The 15,406-nt window shown below is 63.1% G+C and carries 13 protein-coding genes; 7 read left to right on the top strand and 6 right to left on the bottom strand.

Annotated elements, in window-relative coordinates; translation table 11 throughout:
- Positions 1-17 precede the first annotated feature (17 nt).
- The 4 genes from QYH69_RS11265 to hutH form a co-directional block, all read right to left on the bottom strand.
- Entirely contained in the window at positions 18-641 is a 624-nt protein-coding gene (locus QYH69_RS11265; RefSeq protein ID WP_308831940.1) for a HutD family protein, read from the bottom strand.
- 14 nt (positions 642-655) lie between these two features.
- Positions 656-2,344: a urocanate hydratase gene (gene hutU / locus QYH69_RS11260; protein ID WP_308831939.1), complete on the bottom strand. Its 1,689-nt coding sequence runs from the start codon at positions 2,342-2,344 to the stop codon at positions 656-658.
- A gap of 115 nt (positions 2,345-2,459) precedes the next feature.
- On the bottom strand, positions 2,460-3,155 hold the full coding sequence (gene hutC, locus QYH69_RS11255; RefSeq protein WP_308831938.1) for a histidine utilization repressor: 696 nt from the start codon (positions 3,153-3,155) through the stop codon (positions 2,460-2,462).
- 1 nt (position 3,156) lies between these two features.
- Positions 3,157-4,680 carry a histidine ammonia-lyase gene (hutH, locus tag QYH69_RS11250; protein WP_308831937.1) on the bottom strand — a complete coding sequence of 508 codons (1,524 nt, stop codon included), beginning with the start codon at positions 4,678-4,680 and terminating at the stop codon, positions 3,157-3,159.
- Between the two features lie 272 nt (positions 4,681-4,952).
- On the opposite strand from hutH, the gene QYH69_RS11245 reads away from it, so the two are divergent.
- From QYH69_RS11245 to QYH69_RS11235, 3 genes are read left to right on the top strand one after another with little or no spacing between them, the layout of a single operon-like run.
- On the top strand, positions 4,953-7,355 hold the full coding sequence (locus QYH69_RS11245) for a DUF6531 domain-containing protein (protein WP_308831936.1): 2,403 nt from the start codon (positions 4,953-4,955) through the stop codon (positions 7,353-7,355).
- Positions 7,356-7,362: 7 nt separating this feature from the next.
- Positions 7,363-7,887, top strand: coding sequence for a hypothetical protein (locus QYH69_RS11240; protein WP_308831935.1), 525 nt, complete (start codon positions 7,363-7,365; stop codon positions 7,885-7,887).
- Between the two features lie 31 nt (positions 7,888-7,918).
- Positions 7,919-8,440 (top strand): hypothetical protein, encoded by a 522-nt coding sequence (locus QYH69_RS11235; protein ID WP_308831934.1) that lies wholly within the window; start codon positions 7,919-7,921, stop codon positions 8,438-8,440.
- Positions 8,441-8,673: 233 nt separating this feature from the next.
- On the opposite strand, the gene QYH69_RS11230 is transcribed toward QYH69_RS11235, so the two are convergent.
- On the bottom strand, positions 8,674-9,561 hold the full coding sequence (locus tag QYH69_RS11230) for a LysR family transcriptional regulator (protein ID WP_308831933.1): 888 nt from the start codon (positions 9,559-9,561) through the stop codon (positions 8,674-8,676).
- 105 nt (positions 9,562-9,666) lie between these two features.
- Here QYH69_RS11230 and QYH69_RS11225 point away from each other — a divergent pair, with 105 nt between their 5' ends.
- Together QYH69_RS11225 and QYH69_RS11220 are read left to right on the top strand one after the other, a co-directional pair.
- The gene (locus QYH69_RS11225) at positions 9,667-10,578 is read left to right on the top strand and encodes an NAD-dependent epimerase/dehydratase family protein (protein WP_308831932.1); all 912 of its coding nucleotides are present in this window, start codon (positions 9,667-9,669) and stop codon (positions 10,576-10,578) included.
- Positions 10,579-10,684: 106 nt separating this feature from the next.
- On the top strand, positions 10,685-10,867 hold the full coding sequence (locus QYH69_RS11220; protein WP_075157504.1) for a hypothetical protein: 183 nt from the start codon (positions 10,685-10,687) through the stop codon (positions 10,865-10,867).
- A gap of 154 nt (positions 10,868-11,021) precedes the next feature.
- On the opposite strand, the gene QYH69_RS11215 is transcribed toward QYH69_RS11220, so the two are convergent.
- Positions 11,022-12,428: an NCS2 family permease gene (locus QYH69_RS11215; RefSeq protein ID WP_374992388.1), complete on the bottom strand. Its 1,407-nt coding sequence runs from the start codon at positions 12,426-12,428 to the stop codon at positions 11,022-11,024.
- Positions 12,429-12,988: 560 nt separating this feature from the next.
- Here QYH69_RS11215 and QYH69_RS11210 point away from each other — a divergent pair.
- Entirely contained in the window at positions 12,989-14,059 is a 1,071-nt protein-coding gene (locus QYH69_RS11210; RefSeq protein WP_308831931.1) for a PRC-barrel domain containing protein, read from the top strand.
- Positions 14,056-15,363 carry an MFS transporter gene (locus tag QYH69_RS11205; protein WP_308831930.1) on the top strand — a complete coding sequence of 436 codons (1,308 nt, stop codon included), beginning with the start codon at positions 14,056-14,058 and terminating at the stop codon, positions 15,361-15,363. The genes QYH69_RS11210 and QYH69_RS11205 overlap by 4 nt, the downstream gene beginning before the upstream one ends.
- Positions 15,364-15,406: the final 43 nt, after the last annotated feature.

The raw sequence follows: 15,406 nt of genomic DNA, 5'->3' as shown, positions 1-15,406 counted from the left end.
CGCCAGCCGCACTCGGCTCAGGCTCGCGCCGCCTGCTGCCGATAACGGATCGATATGGCAAGCACGGTGCCATTGCCGCGCACGGCACAATGCGAAGCCTGCCGCGCGTCGTCGATCCGCAACGTGTCGTTTGTTGCCAGCGCAACCGATCCGTCGATGCCGGCAAGCGCCACGTCCACCGAACCTGCGCCGCAGAACAGCAGCAGCGTATCCGCGCAGATGCGATGAGACTCGCCGTCGCGCCATACGCCGATATCGCCTGTCGCGGCGTCGCGCCGGATCATCAGGTTGAAGTCGCGTGTCGCGCCGTCGACAAGCCGCGCGTCGATCGCCGTTTCTCCGGCAAAGCGCGCGATGTCGTACGGTTGCTCGAGCGCATGCGTACGGCCTTGCGCTTCATCGAGCAGCATGCCCGCACCGGACAGCAGCACGAGCGTACGGTCTATGCCTGCGAAAGACGAGAACGGTCCCGGTTGCGCGACGTCGGCGAGGCTCACGCGCCAGATAAACGTGTCGAAGCCAGCGCGGTGCGGATACGCCGCGATCTCGCGCGTGACGCCGCCGCCATTTTTCCATGGCGCCGCAATCAGGTCGGCGCCGCGAAGCAGCGACGTTTGCATCGCCGTGGTCATGGGCTCCATGCGCGGCATCCTGCTCACCGGCCCAGCATCGGCAGCTTGAGGCCTGCCTCGACCGCGGTCTTGCGCGCGAGGTCGTAACCGGCATCGGCATGACGCATCACGCCGCTTGCCGGATCGTTGAACAGCACGCGGCCCAGTCGCGCATGCGCGGCGTCGGTGCCATCGGCAACGATGACGACGCCCGCATGCTGGCTGTAGCCCATGCCCACGCCGCCGCCGTGATGCAGCGACACCCAGGTCGCACCGCCCGCGGTGTTCAGCATCGCATTGAGCAACGGCCAGTCGCTGACGGCGTCGGAACCGTCGAGCATCGCTTCGGTTTCGCGATTCGGACTTGCGACCGAGCCGGTGTCGAGATGATCGCGGCCGATCACGATCGGCGCCTTCAGTTCGCCTTTCCTGACCATTTCGTTGAACGCCTGCCCCAGGCGATAGCGGTCGTTTACGCCGACCCAGCAGATGCGGGCGGGCAGGCCCTGGAAAGCAATCCGTTCGCGCGCCATATCGAGCCAGTTGTGCAGATGCGCATCGCCGGGAATCAGCTCCTTCACTTTCGCATCGGTCTTGTAGATGTCCTCGGGGTCGCCCGACAGCGCGACCCAGCGGAACGGCCCCTTCCCTTCGCAAAACAGCGGACGCACATAGGCGGGCACGAAGCCCGGGAAATCGAATGCATTTTCGACACCCATGTCGAGCGCCATCTGCCGGATGTTGTTGCCGTAATCGAGCGTCGCGGCGCCGCGCTGCTGCAGTGTCAGCATCGCGCGCACCTGGTTGGCCATCGACTGCTTGGCCGGCATGACGATGCTTTGCGGGTCGGTCTTCTGACGTTCGCGCCAGTCCGCGACGTTCCACCCTTGCGGCAGGTAACCGTTGATCGGGTCGTGCGCGCTCGTCTGGTCGGTCACGCAATCGGGCGTGATGTTGCGTTTCACGAGTTCGGCGAAGACATCGGCTGCATTGCCGAGCAGACCGATCGAGACCGGCTTGCCGCCGGCCTTCGCTTCGTCGAGCATCGCCAGCGCTTCGTCGAGCGTCTTCGCCTTTTTGTCGACGTAACGCGTCTTCAGGCGGAAGTCGATGCGCGTCTCGTCGCATTCGACCGCGATCATCGAGAAACCCGCCATTGTCGCGGCGAGCGGCTGCGCGCCGCCCATCCCGCCCAGGCCGCCCGTCAGAATCCAGCGGCCTTGCGGCTTGCCGCCGAAATGCTGATTCGCGACCGAGAAGAATGTTTCATACGTGCCCTGCACGATGCCCTGGCTGCCGATGTAGATCCAGCTGCCCGCGGTCATTTGCCCGTACATCATGAGGCCCTTGCGATCGAGTTCGTGGAAATGGTCCCACGTTGCCCAGTGCGGTACGAGATTCGAGTTCGCAAGCAACACGCGCGGCGCGTCCGGATGCGTGCGAAACACGCCGACCGGCTTGCCCGATTGAATCAGCAGCGTCTCGTCGTCGTCGAGGTCTTTCAGCGACGCGAGAATCTGATCGAAGCAATCCCAGTTGCGCGCCGCGCGCCCGATCCCGCCATAGACGACGAGCGCATGCGGATGCTCGGCGACCTCCGCATCGAGATTGTTCTGGATCATCCGGTACGCGGCTTCGGTCAGCCAGCTCTTGCAGGTCTTCTCGCTGCCGCGCGGCGCGCGGACCGTGCGTGACGGGTCGAGACGCGGATCGATATGCTTCGGGTTGTTCATGGTGATGAGCCTTGAAAGTGCGGATAGAAGCGGCTTGAAAACCGCGGCCACGACAACGAAATGAAAACGGCTACTGCAGCAGCGAAGAGCAACTGCGCGGCAACGCTGCGCGCGCTCAGAAATGCCCGGTAAACCGGTAGCGGCTGCCGGGGTGCCAGAGGTTGGCCACCGACGCGACGATGCCTTGCGACCATGTGCGCCGGTGCAGCACGAGACACGGCTCGCCGTCGTCCATCGACAGCAGCTCGCGGGTGGTCCCGTCGGCGGCCAGTGCCTCGATCCGGTATTCGACGCGCTGCAACGGCGCGACGCGTACCAGGTACTGGTTCGGCGTCGTGTTCGTGAAGTCCTGCTGTGCATAGTCGGGCGCGGCGGCGGGGTTGACCCAGCGCTCTTCGAGTTGCACGGCTTCGTCGTTTTCGAAGTGCAGCACGCGCGAATGGAAGATCGGGCTGCGCGCTTTCAGCTGCATCTCGTCCGCAAGCGCGGCATCGGCGATTTCGCGGCCGATGTGGAGCACCTTCGCGTGATAGCGATGACCGCGCGCGACGATTTCATCCGAAATGCTGCGGATCGCGACCAGCGTCGACTCGTACTTCGGACGCGCCACGAAGGTGCCCGAGCCCTGCACACGCGTCAGCACCTGCTCGGCGGTCAGCTCGCGCAGCGCGCGGTTCACCGTCATGCGTGCGACATTGAAATCGCGCGCAAGCTCGTTTTCCGACGGCACGAGGTCGCCTTCGGCCCATTCGCCTGCATGAATGCGGCCGAGGATGAAGTCCTTGATGCCCTGATAGGCGGGAGCGTTCATATCAGCTACGCCCGGATGCAAATTCGAGCGGGCTGTGTGCGCCGATCGTGCCGTTTTGCACGAGGCGCGTGATCGCGGCGATGTCCGGCGCGAAATAGCGGTCGAGTTCGTAGTGCGGCACTTCGTTGCGCACCACGCTCATCACGCGCTGCAGCGCAGGGCTCGTGCGATGCGGGGCACGCAGGTCGACGCCTTGCGCTGCGGCAAGCAGTTCGATCGCGAGAATGTTCGCGGTGTTTTCGGCAATGTCGGCGAGCTTGCGCGCGGCGAACGTCGCCATCGACACGTGATCTTCCTGATTCGCGGAGGTCGGCAGCGAATCGACCGACGCCGGATGCGCGAGTGTTTTGTTTTCCGAAGCAAGCGCGGCCGCCGTAACGTGCGCGATCATGAAACCGGAGTTGACGCCGCCATCCTTGACGAGAAACGGCGGCAGGCCCGACAGCGTCGCGTCGATCAGCAGCGCGATGCGGCGCTCGGCGAGCGCGCCGATTTCGGCCGCGGCGAGCGCGAGATTATCTGCGGCGAATGCGACGGGCTCCGCGTGGAAGTTGCCGCCGGACAGCACTTCGCCGGTGTCGGGAAAGATCAGCGGGTTATCGGAAACCGCATTGGCTTCGATCAGCAGGATGTCGGCAGCGTGACGCATCTGATCCAGGCATGCGCCCATGACCTGCGGCTGACAGCGCAACGAATAGGGATCCTGCACCTTGCCGCAATCGCGATGCGACAGATTGATCGCCGACCCGTCGAGCAGCGACCGGTAGGCGGCCGCCGCTTCGATCTGGCCTCGATGTCCGCGCAGTTCGTGAATGCGCGCGTCGAACGGCTTGACCGAGCCTGCTGCCGCATCGACCGACAACGCGCCGGCGACGAGGCCCGTGCGATACAGGTCTTCGATCGCGAACAGGTTATAGAGCGCGAGCGCGGCCGACGCCTGCGTGCCGTTCAGCAGCGCGAGACCTTCTTTCGCCTGCAGCGTAAGCGGCTTCAAACCAACGAGACGCAGACCGTCGACGGCCGACATGCGCTCGCCCTTGCTGAACACTTCGCCGACGCCGAGCAGCACGGCGGACATATGCGCGAGCGGCGCGAGATCGCCCGATGCGCCGACCGAGCCTTTGACCGGAATCACGGGCAGCACATCTGCGTTGAAAAGCGCGATCAGCGCGTCGATCACTTCGCGGCGAATGCCGGAATGACCGCGGCCCAGACTCGAAAGTTTCAGTGCCATGAGCAGGCGCACGACGGGACGCGACATCGGCTCGCCGACGCCGACCGCGTGCGACAGCACGAGATTGCGTTGCAGCAGTTCGAGCTGATCGTGCGGGATATGCGTGCTGGCGAGGCGCCCGAAGCCGGTATTGATGCCGTACGCGGGCTCGCCTTTCGCCGCGATATCGCGGACCGCGTTCGCGCAGGCATCGATGGCGGCGAAGCTCGCGGGATCCAGTTCAAGCGTGACCTGCTCGCGTGCGATCTGGCGCAGTTGCGGCAAGGTGAGGCAGCCAGGCGTGAGGATCATGGACGGCGTTCCTGTCTAGACAAGTGAAGTGATGGCGGAAGTCTAGCCGTTTCGAGTTGTATATACAAGTCGTTTTTTCAGGCGGGACAGTCGGGGAATTCCATTAGGGGAAAGCGTTTCGGGGCGGTGGCCGGACGGATACGCGGACTCTGCTCAAAAGAGGAAAAGTCGCGGCCAGATTCGGATCGTTCGACGGTTTTTTTGTTGAATGTGCATTTATCGTGATGCCCGTTGTCGCGGGTAATAAACACATACGACGAGAGAAAATTCGAATGGCTCTTTATGCTTCGCTGCCGCGCAAGCTGTCGCTACGCGCGCTGAAATCGCTGCTGCTTCTGGCTGCACTGCTTGTTCCGTTTGCCGCCCATGCCGAAAGCGGCGACGCGATCTGCTATTCGCTCTACCCCAAGTCGCGTGGAATACCGGGCACTAAAGGATGCTCGCTCACTGTTGCGGGTGGCACGCCGGTCGGCATGGGATCGTACTTTTGCACGGCCAGCCTCGATCGCATCAATCGCTATTGCAATGCGCCGGAGCCGGTCGCGCCGGAAACGAGTTGCCCCGTCGCCGATCCGGTTTATCCTGGCACCGGCGTCACGACGCTTGCCGAGGCCGATTTCGTCAGCGGCGGCGATACGCCGGTGACGTTTCGACGTACGTATCGATCAGTACCGCATCTTCATCCGGACGCGGGCGTCGGTTCGGGCTGGTTTCATAACTGGCAGCGCCAGCTCGACCTGACGAATGCGCGTGCCGCTTCGCCTCAGGTGATCGCCTATCGCGAAGATGGCGAGCCTGTCACGTTTGTCAAAACAAACGGCGCGTGGCGTGGAAAAGGCACGGCCTCGTTTGCGCTACGCGATGGCACGAACGGGTGGACGCTCACCGACCTGACGACCGATACCGCCGAGGCGTATTCGTTCGCGGGCGTACTGCTATCGGTCAGCACGCACGATGGCCATGTCACGACGCTGACCTACAGCGATGCGAATACGCCATCGAACGTGGCGCCGGCGGCGGGCCTTCTGATCACGGTCACCGAGCACGCCGCCGATACCAGCCCTTATGACGACCTCATGCTCCGGTTTGCCTACGACGCGAAATATCGCATCACGCAGATGACGGATCCGACCGGCGCTGTCACGCGCTACGGCTACGACGCGAACAACAATCTCGTTTCGGTGACATGGCCCGACGGCTACGTACGGCGCTATCTGTTCGAAGACATCCGCTTCTGGTCCGCCATGACCGGCGTGATCGATGAAACGGGCTCACGCGTTGCCACGTGGACGTATGACACCAAGGGGCGTGCGATTGCGGCGAGCCATCCCGATACGACGCGCAACGTTCAGTTCGGCTACGGCAGCAACAGCACGACGGTGACGGACAGCCGTCGCACCACCGCGCTGAACTTCTCTTCGATTGCGGGTGTGCAACGACCGACTGGGAGCAGTTCGTCATTGGGCAATACCGCGACGACATGGGGCGCTGCCGGCAATCTGCTGACCGATAGCGCGGCCGATGGCAGCAGCACGGAGTACAGCTACGACGACTTGGGCCGCCCTACGCGCGTGGCACGGCGAACGCCGGCGGGTTTATCGGTTACCACGGTTCGCTACGACGACACGACCACGTTGCATCCGTCGCTGGTCGCGACGCCTCGCATGATGCGTGGCTTCGCCTATGACGAGCGCGGAAATCTTGTCGGGCTCAGCGAACTCGGCACGGACGATGCGACCGGTGCGAACGGTTTCGATGCGAAGTCCACTGGTCAGCAGCGCACGTATGGATTCACGTACAACAATCAGAACCGGCTAACGGACACGTTGACGATGGTCGGTGGGCAAACGGTCGAACAGTGGCATCAAACCTATGACCGTAGCGCCAACCGGCGCGTAGCGATGTCTTTCATGGCTGGCCGCAACTACGGGATCGTGTTGCGCGACGCAGCGCGTCGACCGCTTGAACTGCTGGACGACGGTATGACCGTGTACGTCGCGTATGACGTGCGTGGCCGCGTGACGAAGTTCACTTATGTCGAGGCTGCAAGGCCTTCCAATGGCAATGTGAGCCGCACGCTGACGGTCGACTATACCTATGCGCCAGATGGGCAGATCGCGGCGCGCACGGGGATGGTCAAGCCGGAAGGCGGTAGCGCGGTCGCGATTGGTCGTGACGAGATTGATGAGTGGCTGGATAACTATGAGTCGGGGGTCAGGCCGGCGGGGCCGGCGGTCGGCACGATCGGATTGCTAAAAGCACTGGGACTTACGCAAGAGCCGGGGCTGGAGCCGGTTTGCCTCGAATGTTTTATACCTCCTGTCCGCTGGATCAAAATCGGACTCGACATTGTCACCACCGGACAATGCAAGTCCGCAGGGCTAGCGGAATTTGACGCGATACCGCCTGGCCGGGTAGTGTCCGAATACGAGGTCATCACCGTCGGCAAGAGCGTCCGAAATATTCAAACGGATATCAGTCGCGCCGAATTCGAGGCGAATCTGGTGGCGAATGGTTACACCCGGGAAGTGGTCAATCCCAAAAGGAACGTCATTCTCTACTCCAAGGATAACGTGAGCTACTCCGTACGCGATGATGCGCGTTCAACAGGAACACCCACCGCAGACTATCGCAGAGGGACCGACCCAATCAGTGTCAAGATCCGCCTGAAGTGAGCTAGCTATGAGTATCATCCAAGACCGTCCCACCTTTGATCGCCTACGGCAAATGTGTAGCTCAATCGCGAACTGGAGGTCACATGACCCGGACAAATACGGGCAGAACATCGAATATTGCGACTGGATGGAGTTCAAGGTCGCCAATTTTTTAGATTTCGTCAATGCGCTTTCGCATGCGAACGGTGACGCCGAGTACTACTTTGTCGATGTTTGCGCAATGTCGCGCGACGACCTTGTGCTCACCGCCGGAGATTTCCCCGCAATAAGGTTCGACTGCCAGATCAGCGAGCGCGACTATTTTCACGAACTCGACCGGAAGGTGAACTTTATAAAAGACATGGACTACTACACCATGTTCTATACGAACGAGTACGCGTTCTTCCCGTTATCGATGAACTGGCACATATACGGCCTCTACGATATCGAACTGGCGCGCATCCAAAGCCGGGCACCGTTCCCGGCAACGCCGTTCCCCCATGACTATATCCCGGCAGACGAAGCGCATCGCCTGATCCGGTTGCTCGATTAGTGACACCGGGCACTTGTTCAGCGAGTATGCAATGGCAATCGTCCGAGACGATCAAACGTTCGACCAATTGCGACGGATCTCCGAGGAAATCGCGAACTGGAAAGCCCATGACGCCAATCGATATGGCGGTAAGGTCGCATACGGTGATTGGCTGGAATTTCGGATCGCCGGCTTTATAGATTTTGTCAATGCGTTGTCGCATGAAAACGGTGATTCCGAATATTATTTCGTCGATGTTCTCGCGTTGGCCAGCGACAACCTCATCCTGACGGCTGGAGACTTCCCCGCGATGAAGCTCGATACTCGCGCCAACGAGCGCGACTATTTCAATGAACTCTACAGCTCGGTCAACTTCATCGAAAATGTGAACTATGCGATGGGCTACACGAACGAGTACGCGTTCTTCCCGTTATCGATGAACTGGCACATATACGGCCTCTACGATATCGAACTGGCGCGCATCCAAAGCCGGGCACCGTTCCCGGCAACGCCGTTCCCCCATGACTATATCCCGGCAGACGAAGCGCATCGCCTGATCCGGTTGCTCGATTAGCCACACCGGGCACTTGCTCGGCGAGTATGCAGCTGCTAGATGACCCACTGACAGATAGCCGACGAAATCTACAACCGTTATGTACCCCGCGCCGTCACCTCCAACGGCGGCGAAATTTACCTTCACGCTTCCCGACATGCTCAATTTCATCGGCGATTGCGAAAACGAAAACCTCGCCATACCCGGCTTCGACACCGGGAATACAGCGAAGCAATCCAGGCGCGATCCGCAAGCTAAAGCCTCACCCTCCCCTGAATAAAATCCAGAAAACACTTCACCCGACCCGCCAAAGACGCACTCTGGTAGTACACCGCATGAATCGGCTGCCGCCGATCGACCATCCCGTTCTCGAGCACCGGCACAAGCCGCCCTTCCCGCAGATCGCCGGCAATCATGAAGTCCGCAAGGCACGCGATGCCCCACCCGTCGATCGCCAGCTTGCGCAACGTCTCGCCGCTCGACGCCGCAATACCCGGCTCGATCTTCAGCAAATCGCGCTCGCCATCGCGCAGCGGCCACCGGTTCAAATGTTCAGGCGCCGTAAACCCGATCAGCCGATGCTCGTGCAACGCATCCACCGAGCGCGGCACCCCGCGCTCCGCCACATACCCAGGACTCGCCACGATCCTCAGCTTGCTGCTGCCCAACGCGCGCGCATGCAGCGTCGAGTCCTGTAACTCGCCGATGCGGATCGCAATATCCACACGCTGCTTCAACAGATCGACGGTCCGTTCGTTGCTCGTCAGTTCGAGCCTGATTTCCGGATACAACGCCGAAAACGCCTTCATATGCGGTGCTATGCAATGCAGCATGAACGGCGAGGCCGCATCCACCCTCAACGGGCCCGAAGGGCGCCTGCGCCGCCGTGCGACCGACTCCTCGGCCTCTTCCATCGCAGCAAGGATCGCGCGCGCTTTGGCGAGATACAGCTCGCCTTCTTCAGTCAGTTGCAAACGCCGCGTCGTGCGCCGCACGAGCGCGGTGTCGAGCTTCTTCTCGAGCCGCGACAGCGCGCGGCTCACGCCCGATACCGTTTGCTGCAGCTTTTCCGCAGCCGCCGTGATCGATCCGCTATCGATCACCGTCACGAACACAAGCAATTCATCGGTCGAAGTTTTCATTGTTGATTTCAAATCAAGTGTGATTTGAGACTAACACGCTTTTTGCGAGAATCAGCCGGCCGCATACTGAGTTCAACGCCGCAATACGCGGTATGGGAGAACACCTTGAATATCTTCATCACAGGCGCGAACGGCTTTATAGGCGGTTCGATCGCCGCCGGCCTCGCGCGCGCGGGGCATCGCGTCACCGGTCTGATCCGCAAGCCCGAACAGGCCGCCGAACTCGAACGACTCGGCATCGTGCCCGTCATCGGTTCGCTCGACGACCGCGAACTGCTGGTCGCGCAAGCACAAGCGGCCGACGCCGTCATCAACGCAGCAAGCAGCGATCATCGCGGCGCGGTCGAAGCGCTGATCGAAGGCCTTGCCGGTTCGAACAAGCCGTTTCTGCATACGAGCGGCTCGAGCATCGTCGGCGATGCGTCGGGCGGCGAAGCCGGCTCGGCTGCGATCCATCGCGAAGATTCGTTACCCGAACCAACTGCCGATAAAGCCGCTCGCGTGGCCATCGATCGGCTCGTGCTCGACGCCGCGAAACGCGGCATTCGCTCGGCCGTGCTGTGCAATACGCTGATCTACGGACATGGCGCGATCAAGGGCAGCGCAAGCGTGCAGTTGCCGCGGCTCATCCGTCAGGCGCAAAAGAGCGGCATCGTCAGGCACGTCGGCAGCGGCGGCAATATCTGGTCGAACGTGCATATCGACGACGTGGTCGAGCTCTATCGTCTCGCGCTCGATAAAACGCCCGCCGGCACGTTCTATTTCGTCGAAAGCGGCGAGGCGTCGTTTCGCGAGATGAGCACGGCGATTGCCGACGCGCTCGGTCTCGGCGCGCCGCAAGACTGGCCGCTCGAAGCAGCGAAAAAAGAATGGGGCTACGAAATGGCCTCGTACGGCCTTGGTTCGAACAGCCGCGTGCGCGGCACGCGCGCACGCGAACTGCTCGGTTGGACGCCGAAGCGCACGTCGGTGACCGACTGGATCAAACAGGAAATGCGCACAGCATCGGCTGAATAACAGCTTACGTCTCATTTGCGCGACTTCGTTGCGAATCCGTAAGGTCAACTCGATAGAATCGGCTCACCTGAACAGACGATTCTTCCGGGCGAGCCCGGATTCGCCGATGTTGCTCGCGCTCAACTTCGACTGGCTGACCAATCTGCTTGCGATTCTCTTTCTCGTCGCTTGTATGTACGACATGCGATACGACGAGTATGGGACGCTGACGCTCGCCGTCGCCGCCATGGGGCTCGTCGTGATGGCGATCCATCTGTTTCTCAAGCCTGCTTTCGAAATGTCGTTATAGCGCGGCGTGCGCCTCGGTGCGCGCGTATAAAACGACGGGCGCCGCGCAAGGTAACCGCGCCGCACCCGTGGAGGAAACTGCTAACCAGTAACCGCTAAACTTCCACATCAAGCGTTACGCATGATCGCGCCAGTTCCAGCGGGATCTAATCAGATCAGATCGCCCAGCCGCCCAGATAGAACACCGCCAGAACGATCGCGATCGCAACAGTCCCGACATTGAGCTTGCTGTACTCGCCGCTCACAATCCGACCGATTACGAGTGTGCAGAAGCCGAGCATGATGCCGGTCACGATATTCGCGGTCAGCACGATAAAAACCGCGCAGACGAGACCCGACATCGCGTCGACCATATCGTCCATATGCAGCTTGCCGACGCTCGACAGCATCAGGAGTCCGACGTACATCAACGCGGGCGCGGTCGCATACGACGGCACTAGCGCCGCAAGCGGCGAAAAGAACATCACGCAAAGAAACAGCAGCCCGACGACCGCGGCCGCGAGACCCGTTTTCGCACCGGCGGCCACGCCGACTGTCGATTCGATATATGCGGCAGCCGGTGCGCCGCCCATCAGGCCGGAAAAGATCGAACTGACCGAATCGGCCGTCAACGCGCGGCCGCCGTTGATGATGCGGCCGTTCTGATCGAGTTGCCCCGCCTGCCCCGCAACCGCGCGAATCGTGCCCGTCGCATCGAACACCGCGGTCATCACGAGCGCAAGCACGCTCGGCAGCACCGCGAGCGACAACGCGCCTCTCAGGTCCATCGCGCCGATCAGCGACGCATGTCCCGGCGCACTCAGCGACGGCAATGCGAACACGCCATGAAATGCGACCGCCGGGTCGAGCAGCAGAGCAAGCGACGAGATCGCGACAATCACAATCAGGATCGCGCCCGGCACGCGGCGCCGCACAAGCCCGAAAATCGCCGCGAGCCCGATCACCGACATCAGCGCCGGCAGCGACGTGATATGGCCGAGCGACACCGGCATGCCGGGCCCCGGATTCTTCACCACGAGACCGACGTCGTTGGCCGCGATCAGCAGCAGAAAGAGCCCGATGCCGATGCCCGTGCCGTGCGCAACGCCCGCCGGCAAGTTGCGCAGAATCCACGAGCGCACGCCGGTCACCGAAATTGCGGTGAACACAAGGCCCATCAGAAATACGGCGCCCAATGCGACGGTCGGAGGCAATCCCTTGCCCAGCACCAGCCCGAACGCGGTAAACGCGGTCAACGATATCGCGCAGCCGATGGCGATCGGCAAGCGCGCCCATACGCCCATCAGCAGCGAGCCGAACGCCGTTGTCAGACAGACGGCGACGAATACCGCACTCGTGTCGAAGCCGGCCTTGCCGAACATGCCTGGCACGACGAACACCGAGTACACCATCGCGAGAAACGTCGTGATGCCCGCCACGACTTCGCGGCGCTGCGTACTGCCGCGCGCCGACACTTCGAAGTAGCGGTCGATCATTCCTGCAGCCGCGCCTTCGAATGCGCCGGGGTCGCCGTCGAGGCCGGTTGCCGGCAAGCGTTGCGCATGCGCCTCTGATTCCATCATGGTGAGTGCCTCCTTTATCAGCAAGCTGAAACGGCCATGCGGGAGCCGTCATCAGGTTCGTCTCGTCGAGTTGTCGTGCGGCTTGTGCCGCTTGTGCCGCTCGTGCCGCTTGTGCCGCTTGTGCCGCCTGTTCGTATCGCAGCACGCGCGGCAGCTGGTCCGTGCGCCGCCGCCTTTTCTGTAGTTGCGAAGGGTAGGTGAAGACAAATATGTCTCCTATCGCAGCGAAGGCATGCCCGGCATGTCTCGATGCTTATATCGGCGAGCGCGCGGGACTCGCAGCGCGCGTGCCGGGTGTTTACACCTACGAGGAAAAATGCGCGAAAGCGTGTCGTGTGCGATGCGCAACGTGCGGCAAACCCGGCCTGGCCGGCGCAGCAGGTTACACTCTGTCCGCGGCGCGCTTTCCGCCTCGCATTCACGCTCGCGATGAATGCCGTGCGCGCGCGCTGCAAAGCAGATTTCGCAGCAACTTTTACAGCCAGTTTCACGGCACGTTTCACCGCACCGATCGCGGCGATGTTCAAAGGCATCCCGCTTCACGCACGGAGTCCCTGTTGATGAGCGGCGGTTTCCTACGTCCGGCTTTCCGTCTACTGTTTCTCGCCGTCCTGGCGCTCGCGGCCCTCGCGCTGTCAGGCTGCGCGCTGTTCGGCCCGGCCCATCAGGAGCCCGCCCCGATCGTCGAGGCGGTGCCGAGCATCGTCGAGCCGCCTGCGCTGCCGCTCGTCGAGACGGAGCCCGAGGAAACGGAACCGGCCGAGCCGGCTCAGCCGAAAAAGCCCAAGCGGGTGATCGTGCGGCCGCACAAGGTCGAACCGCCGCCACCGCCGCCGCCCCCTCCGCCTCCGCCGCCGCCTCCTCCGCCGCCGCTGATCGTGACACACGCGATCGACCGCGGCACGGTGCGAGGCCTGCTCGACAGCGAAGTGCAGAAGCCCGACGGCAAGGTGATCGGCCGCGCGGTCGATCTGACCGTCGACGTGCATGGCGCGCCGCGCGAACTCGTCGTCAATCTGCAGGGCTTCATGGGCATCGGCGACCGCAAGGCAAGCTTCCCGTGGAACGCATTCCGCTTCAATCCAACCGCGAAGCCCGCGCCGATCACGATCACATTGCCGCCGAACCAGATGGCATCGGTGGGCCGCGCGAAGCCATCGACCTCGCTTGCCACACCGCTTGCCGGCGTTGCGCCCGCGCCGCCGGTGCCGGACGGCCAGCTTCAGTTGCTCGACGCGACCGTCGCCCGGCCGAACGGCGCGCAGGTTGGACGCGTGATCGATGTGCTGGTCGACGGCAACGCGCAACCGCAAGCGGTCATCATCGACGTGAGCGGCATCATCAATCTCGACCGCCGCTCGATTGCGGCGAGCTGGTCCGCGCTGCATTTCACGCCGAAGGACAAATCGCTGCGCGCGCTGATGGATCTGAACGAGGCGCAGATCAAGGCGGCGCCCTCGTATGAGAACGGCAAGCCGATCGTCGCGGTGTCGCCTGCGCCGTCGCAAGCGCCCGCATCGACTGCATCGGCGCCGGCCGCGGGCGGCGCCCCGCCCCCTGCGGCGTCCCCGGCTTCGCCGCCTGCTTCGTCGTCCGGCGCGACGGCTTCTTCCGCGCGCACTTCCCGATGACGAGCCGGCACATGGTCAACGCACGCAGTCTCCGCGCCCTCGACTGGCTCAACTTCTTCGTCGCGAACGTGCAGACGGGATTCGGGCCGTTTATCGCGTCGTATCTCGCGACGCACAAATGGACCCAGGGCGAAATCGGTCTCGCGCTATCGGTCGGCACGATCAGCGCGATGGTGAGCCAGATCCCGGGCGGCGCCGCCGTCGACGCGCTGCGCAACAAGAAGGCCGCCGCCGCATGGGCGACCATCGCGATCATCGCCAGCGCGCTGCTGCTGGCCGTCAGCCCGACCGTGCTGCCTGTGATGGCCGCCGAGGTGCTGCACGGCTTCGCGAGCTGCATGCTCGTGCCGGCGATGGCGGCGATCTCGTTCTCGCTCGTCGGACGCGCCGATCTCGGCGACCGGCTCGGCCGTAACGCACGCTGGGCATCGATCGGCAGCGCCGTCGCGGCGGGGCTGATGGGGCTGACCGGCGAATACTTCTCCGCGCGCGCAGTGTTCTGGCTCACCGCCGCACTCGCGATGCCCGCGCTTTTCGCGCTGACGATGATTCATCTGCCGAACGCGCCGCCGCGCGCACCGGGCGCCCCAAGGCCGCGCGAACCGTCGCTCGGCGACGCCGAGCCGACGTTGCCCGCGGATGCGGCGCCGGACGATGCGCCTGTCGAGCCCGAGCAGCGCGAGTCGATTCTCGAACTGCTGCGCGACAAGCGGCTGCTCGTGTTCGCCGTTTGCGTCGTGCTGTTCCATCTGTCGAACGCGGCGATGCTGAACCTCGCGGCCGGCGAAGTGACCGCGGGCATGGGCGATAACGTTCAGCTCGTGATCGCCGCGTGCATCATCGTGCCGCAGGCAATCGTCGCGCTGCTCTCGCCGTGGGTCGGCCGCACCGCACAAAGCTGGGGCCGGCGGCCGATCCTGCTGCTCGGCTTCTCCGCATTGCCGATTCGCGCGCTGCTGTTTGCGGGCGTGAGCAGCCCGTATCTGCTCGTGCCGGTACAGATGCTCGACGGCATCAGCGCCGCGGTGTTCGGCGTGATGCTGCCGCTGATCGCCGCCGACGTCGCGGGCGGCAAGGGCCGCTACAACCTGTGTATCGGGCTCTTCGGGCTCGCGGCGGGCATCGGCGCGACGCTGAGCACGTCGCTGGCGGGCTTTGTCGCAGACCGCTTCGGCAATGCGGTCAGCTTCTTCGGCCTCGCGGGCGCCGGCGCGCTTGCCGTGTTGCTCGTGTGGGCCGCGATGCCGGAGACGCGCAATGGGGGCGCGCAGCAGAAAACCGACGCGTTGCCGGAAGCGCGGTAGCGGTGACCGGTAACCGGTAACGCGCGCAGAGTCGTGGGCGCGA

Origin of the sequence: Paraburkholderia sp. SARCC-3016 (assembly GCF_031119615.1) — a bacterium.
Lineage (GTDB): Bacteria > Pseudomonadota > Gammaproteobacteria > Burkholderiales > Burkholderiaceae > Paraburkholderia.
This window is presented reverse-complemented; position numbering and strand designations above follow the sequence as displayed.

Bases quoted from the DNA above. Each gene is read 5' to 3' on its own strand.
- QYH69_RS11245 (WP_308831936.1), top strand. From the start codon at position 4,953: ATGGCTCTTTATGCTTCGCTGCCGCGCAAGCTGTCGCTACGCGCGCTG.
- hutU (WP_308831939.1), bottom strand. From the start codon at position 2,344: ATGAACAACCCGAAGCATATCGATCCGCGTCTCGACCCGTCACGCACG.
- QYH69_RS11240 (WP_308831935.1), top strand. From the start codon at position 7,363: ATGAGTATCATCCAAGACCGTCCCACCTTTGATCGCCTACGGCAAATG.
- QYH69_RS11210 (WP_308831931.1), top strand. From the start codon at position 12,989: ATGAGCGGCGGTTTCCTACGTCCGGCTTTCCGTCTACTGTTTCTCGCC.
- QYH69_RS11205 (WP_308831930.1), top strand. From the start codon at position 14,056: ATGACGAGCCGGCACATGGTCAACGCACGCAGTCTCCGCGCCCTCGAC.
- QYH69_RS11220 (WP_075157504.1), top strand. From the start codon at position 10,685: ATGTTGCTCGCGCTCAACTTCGACTGGCTGACCAATCTGCTTGCGATT.
- QYH69_RS11230 (WP_308831933.1), bottom strand. From the start codon at position 9,561: ATGAAAACTTCGACCGATGAATTGCTTGTGTTCGTGACGGTGATCGAT.
- QYH69_RS11265 (WP_308831940.1), bottom strand. From the start codon at position 641: ATGGAGCCCATGACCACGGCGATGCAAACGTCGCTGCTTCGCGGCGCC.
- QYH69_RS11215 (WP_374992388.1), bottom strand. From the start codon at position 12,428: ATGATGGAATCAGAGGCGCATGCGCAACGCTTGCCGGCAACCGGCCTC.
- QYH69_RS11235 (WP_308831934.1), top strand. From the start codon at position 7,919: ATGGCAATCGTCCGAGACGATCAAACGTTCGACCAATTGCGACGGATC.
- hutC (WP_308831938.1), bottom strand. From the start codon at position 3,155: ATGAACGCTCCCGCCTATCAGGGCATCAAGGACTTCATCCTCGGCCGC.
- hutH (WP_308831937.1), bottom strand. From the start codon at position 4,680: ATGATCCTCACGCCTGGCTGCCTCACCTTGCCGCAACTGCGCCAGATC.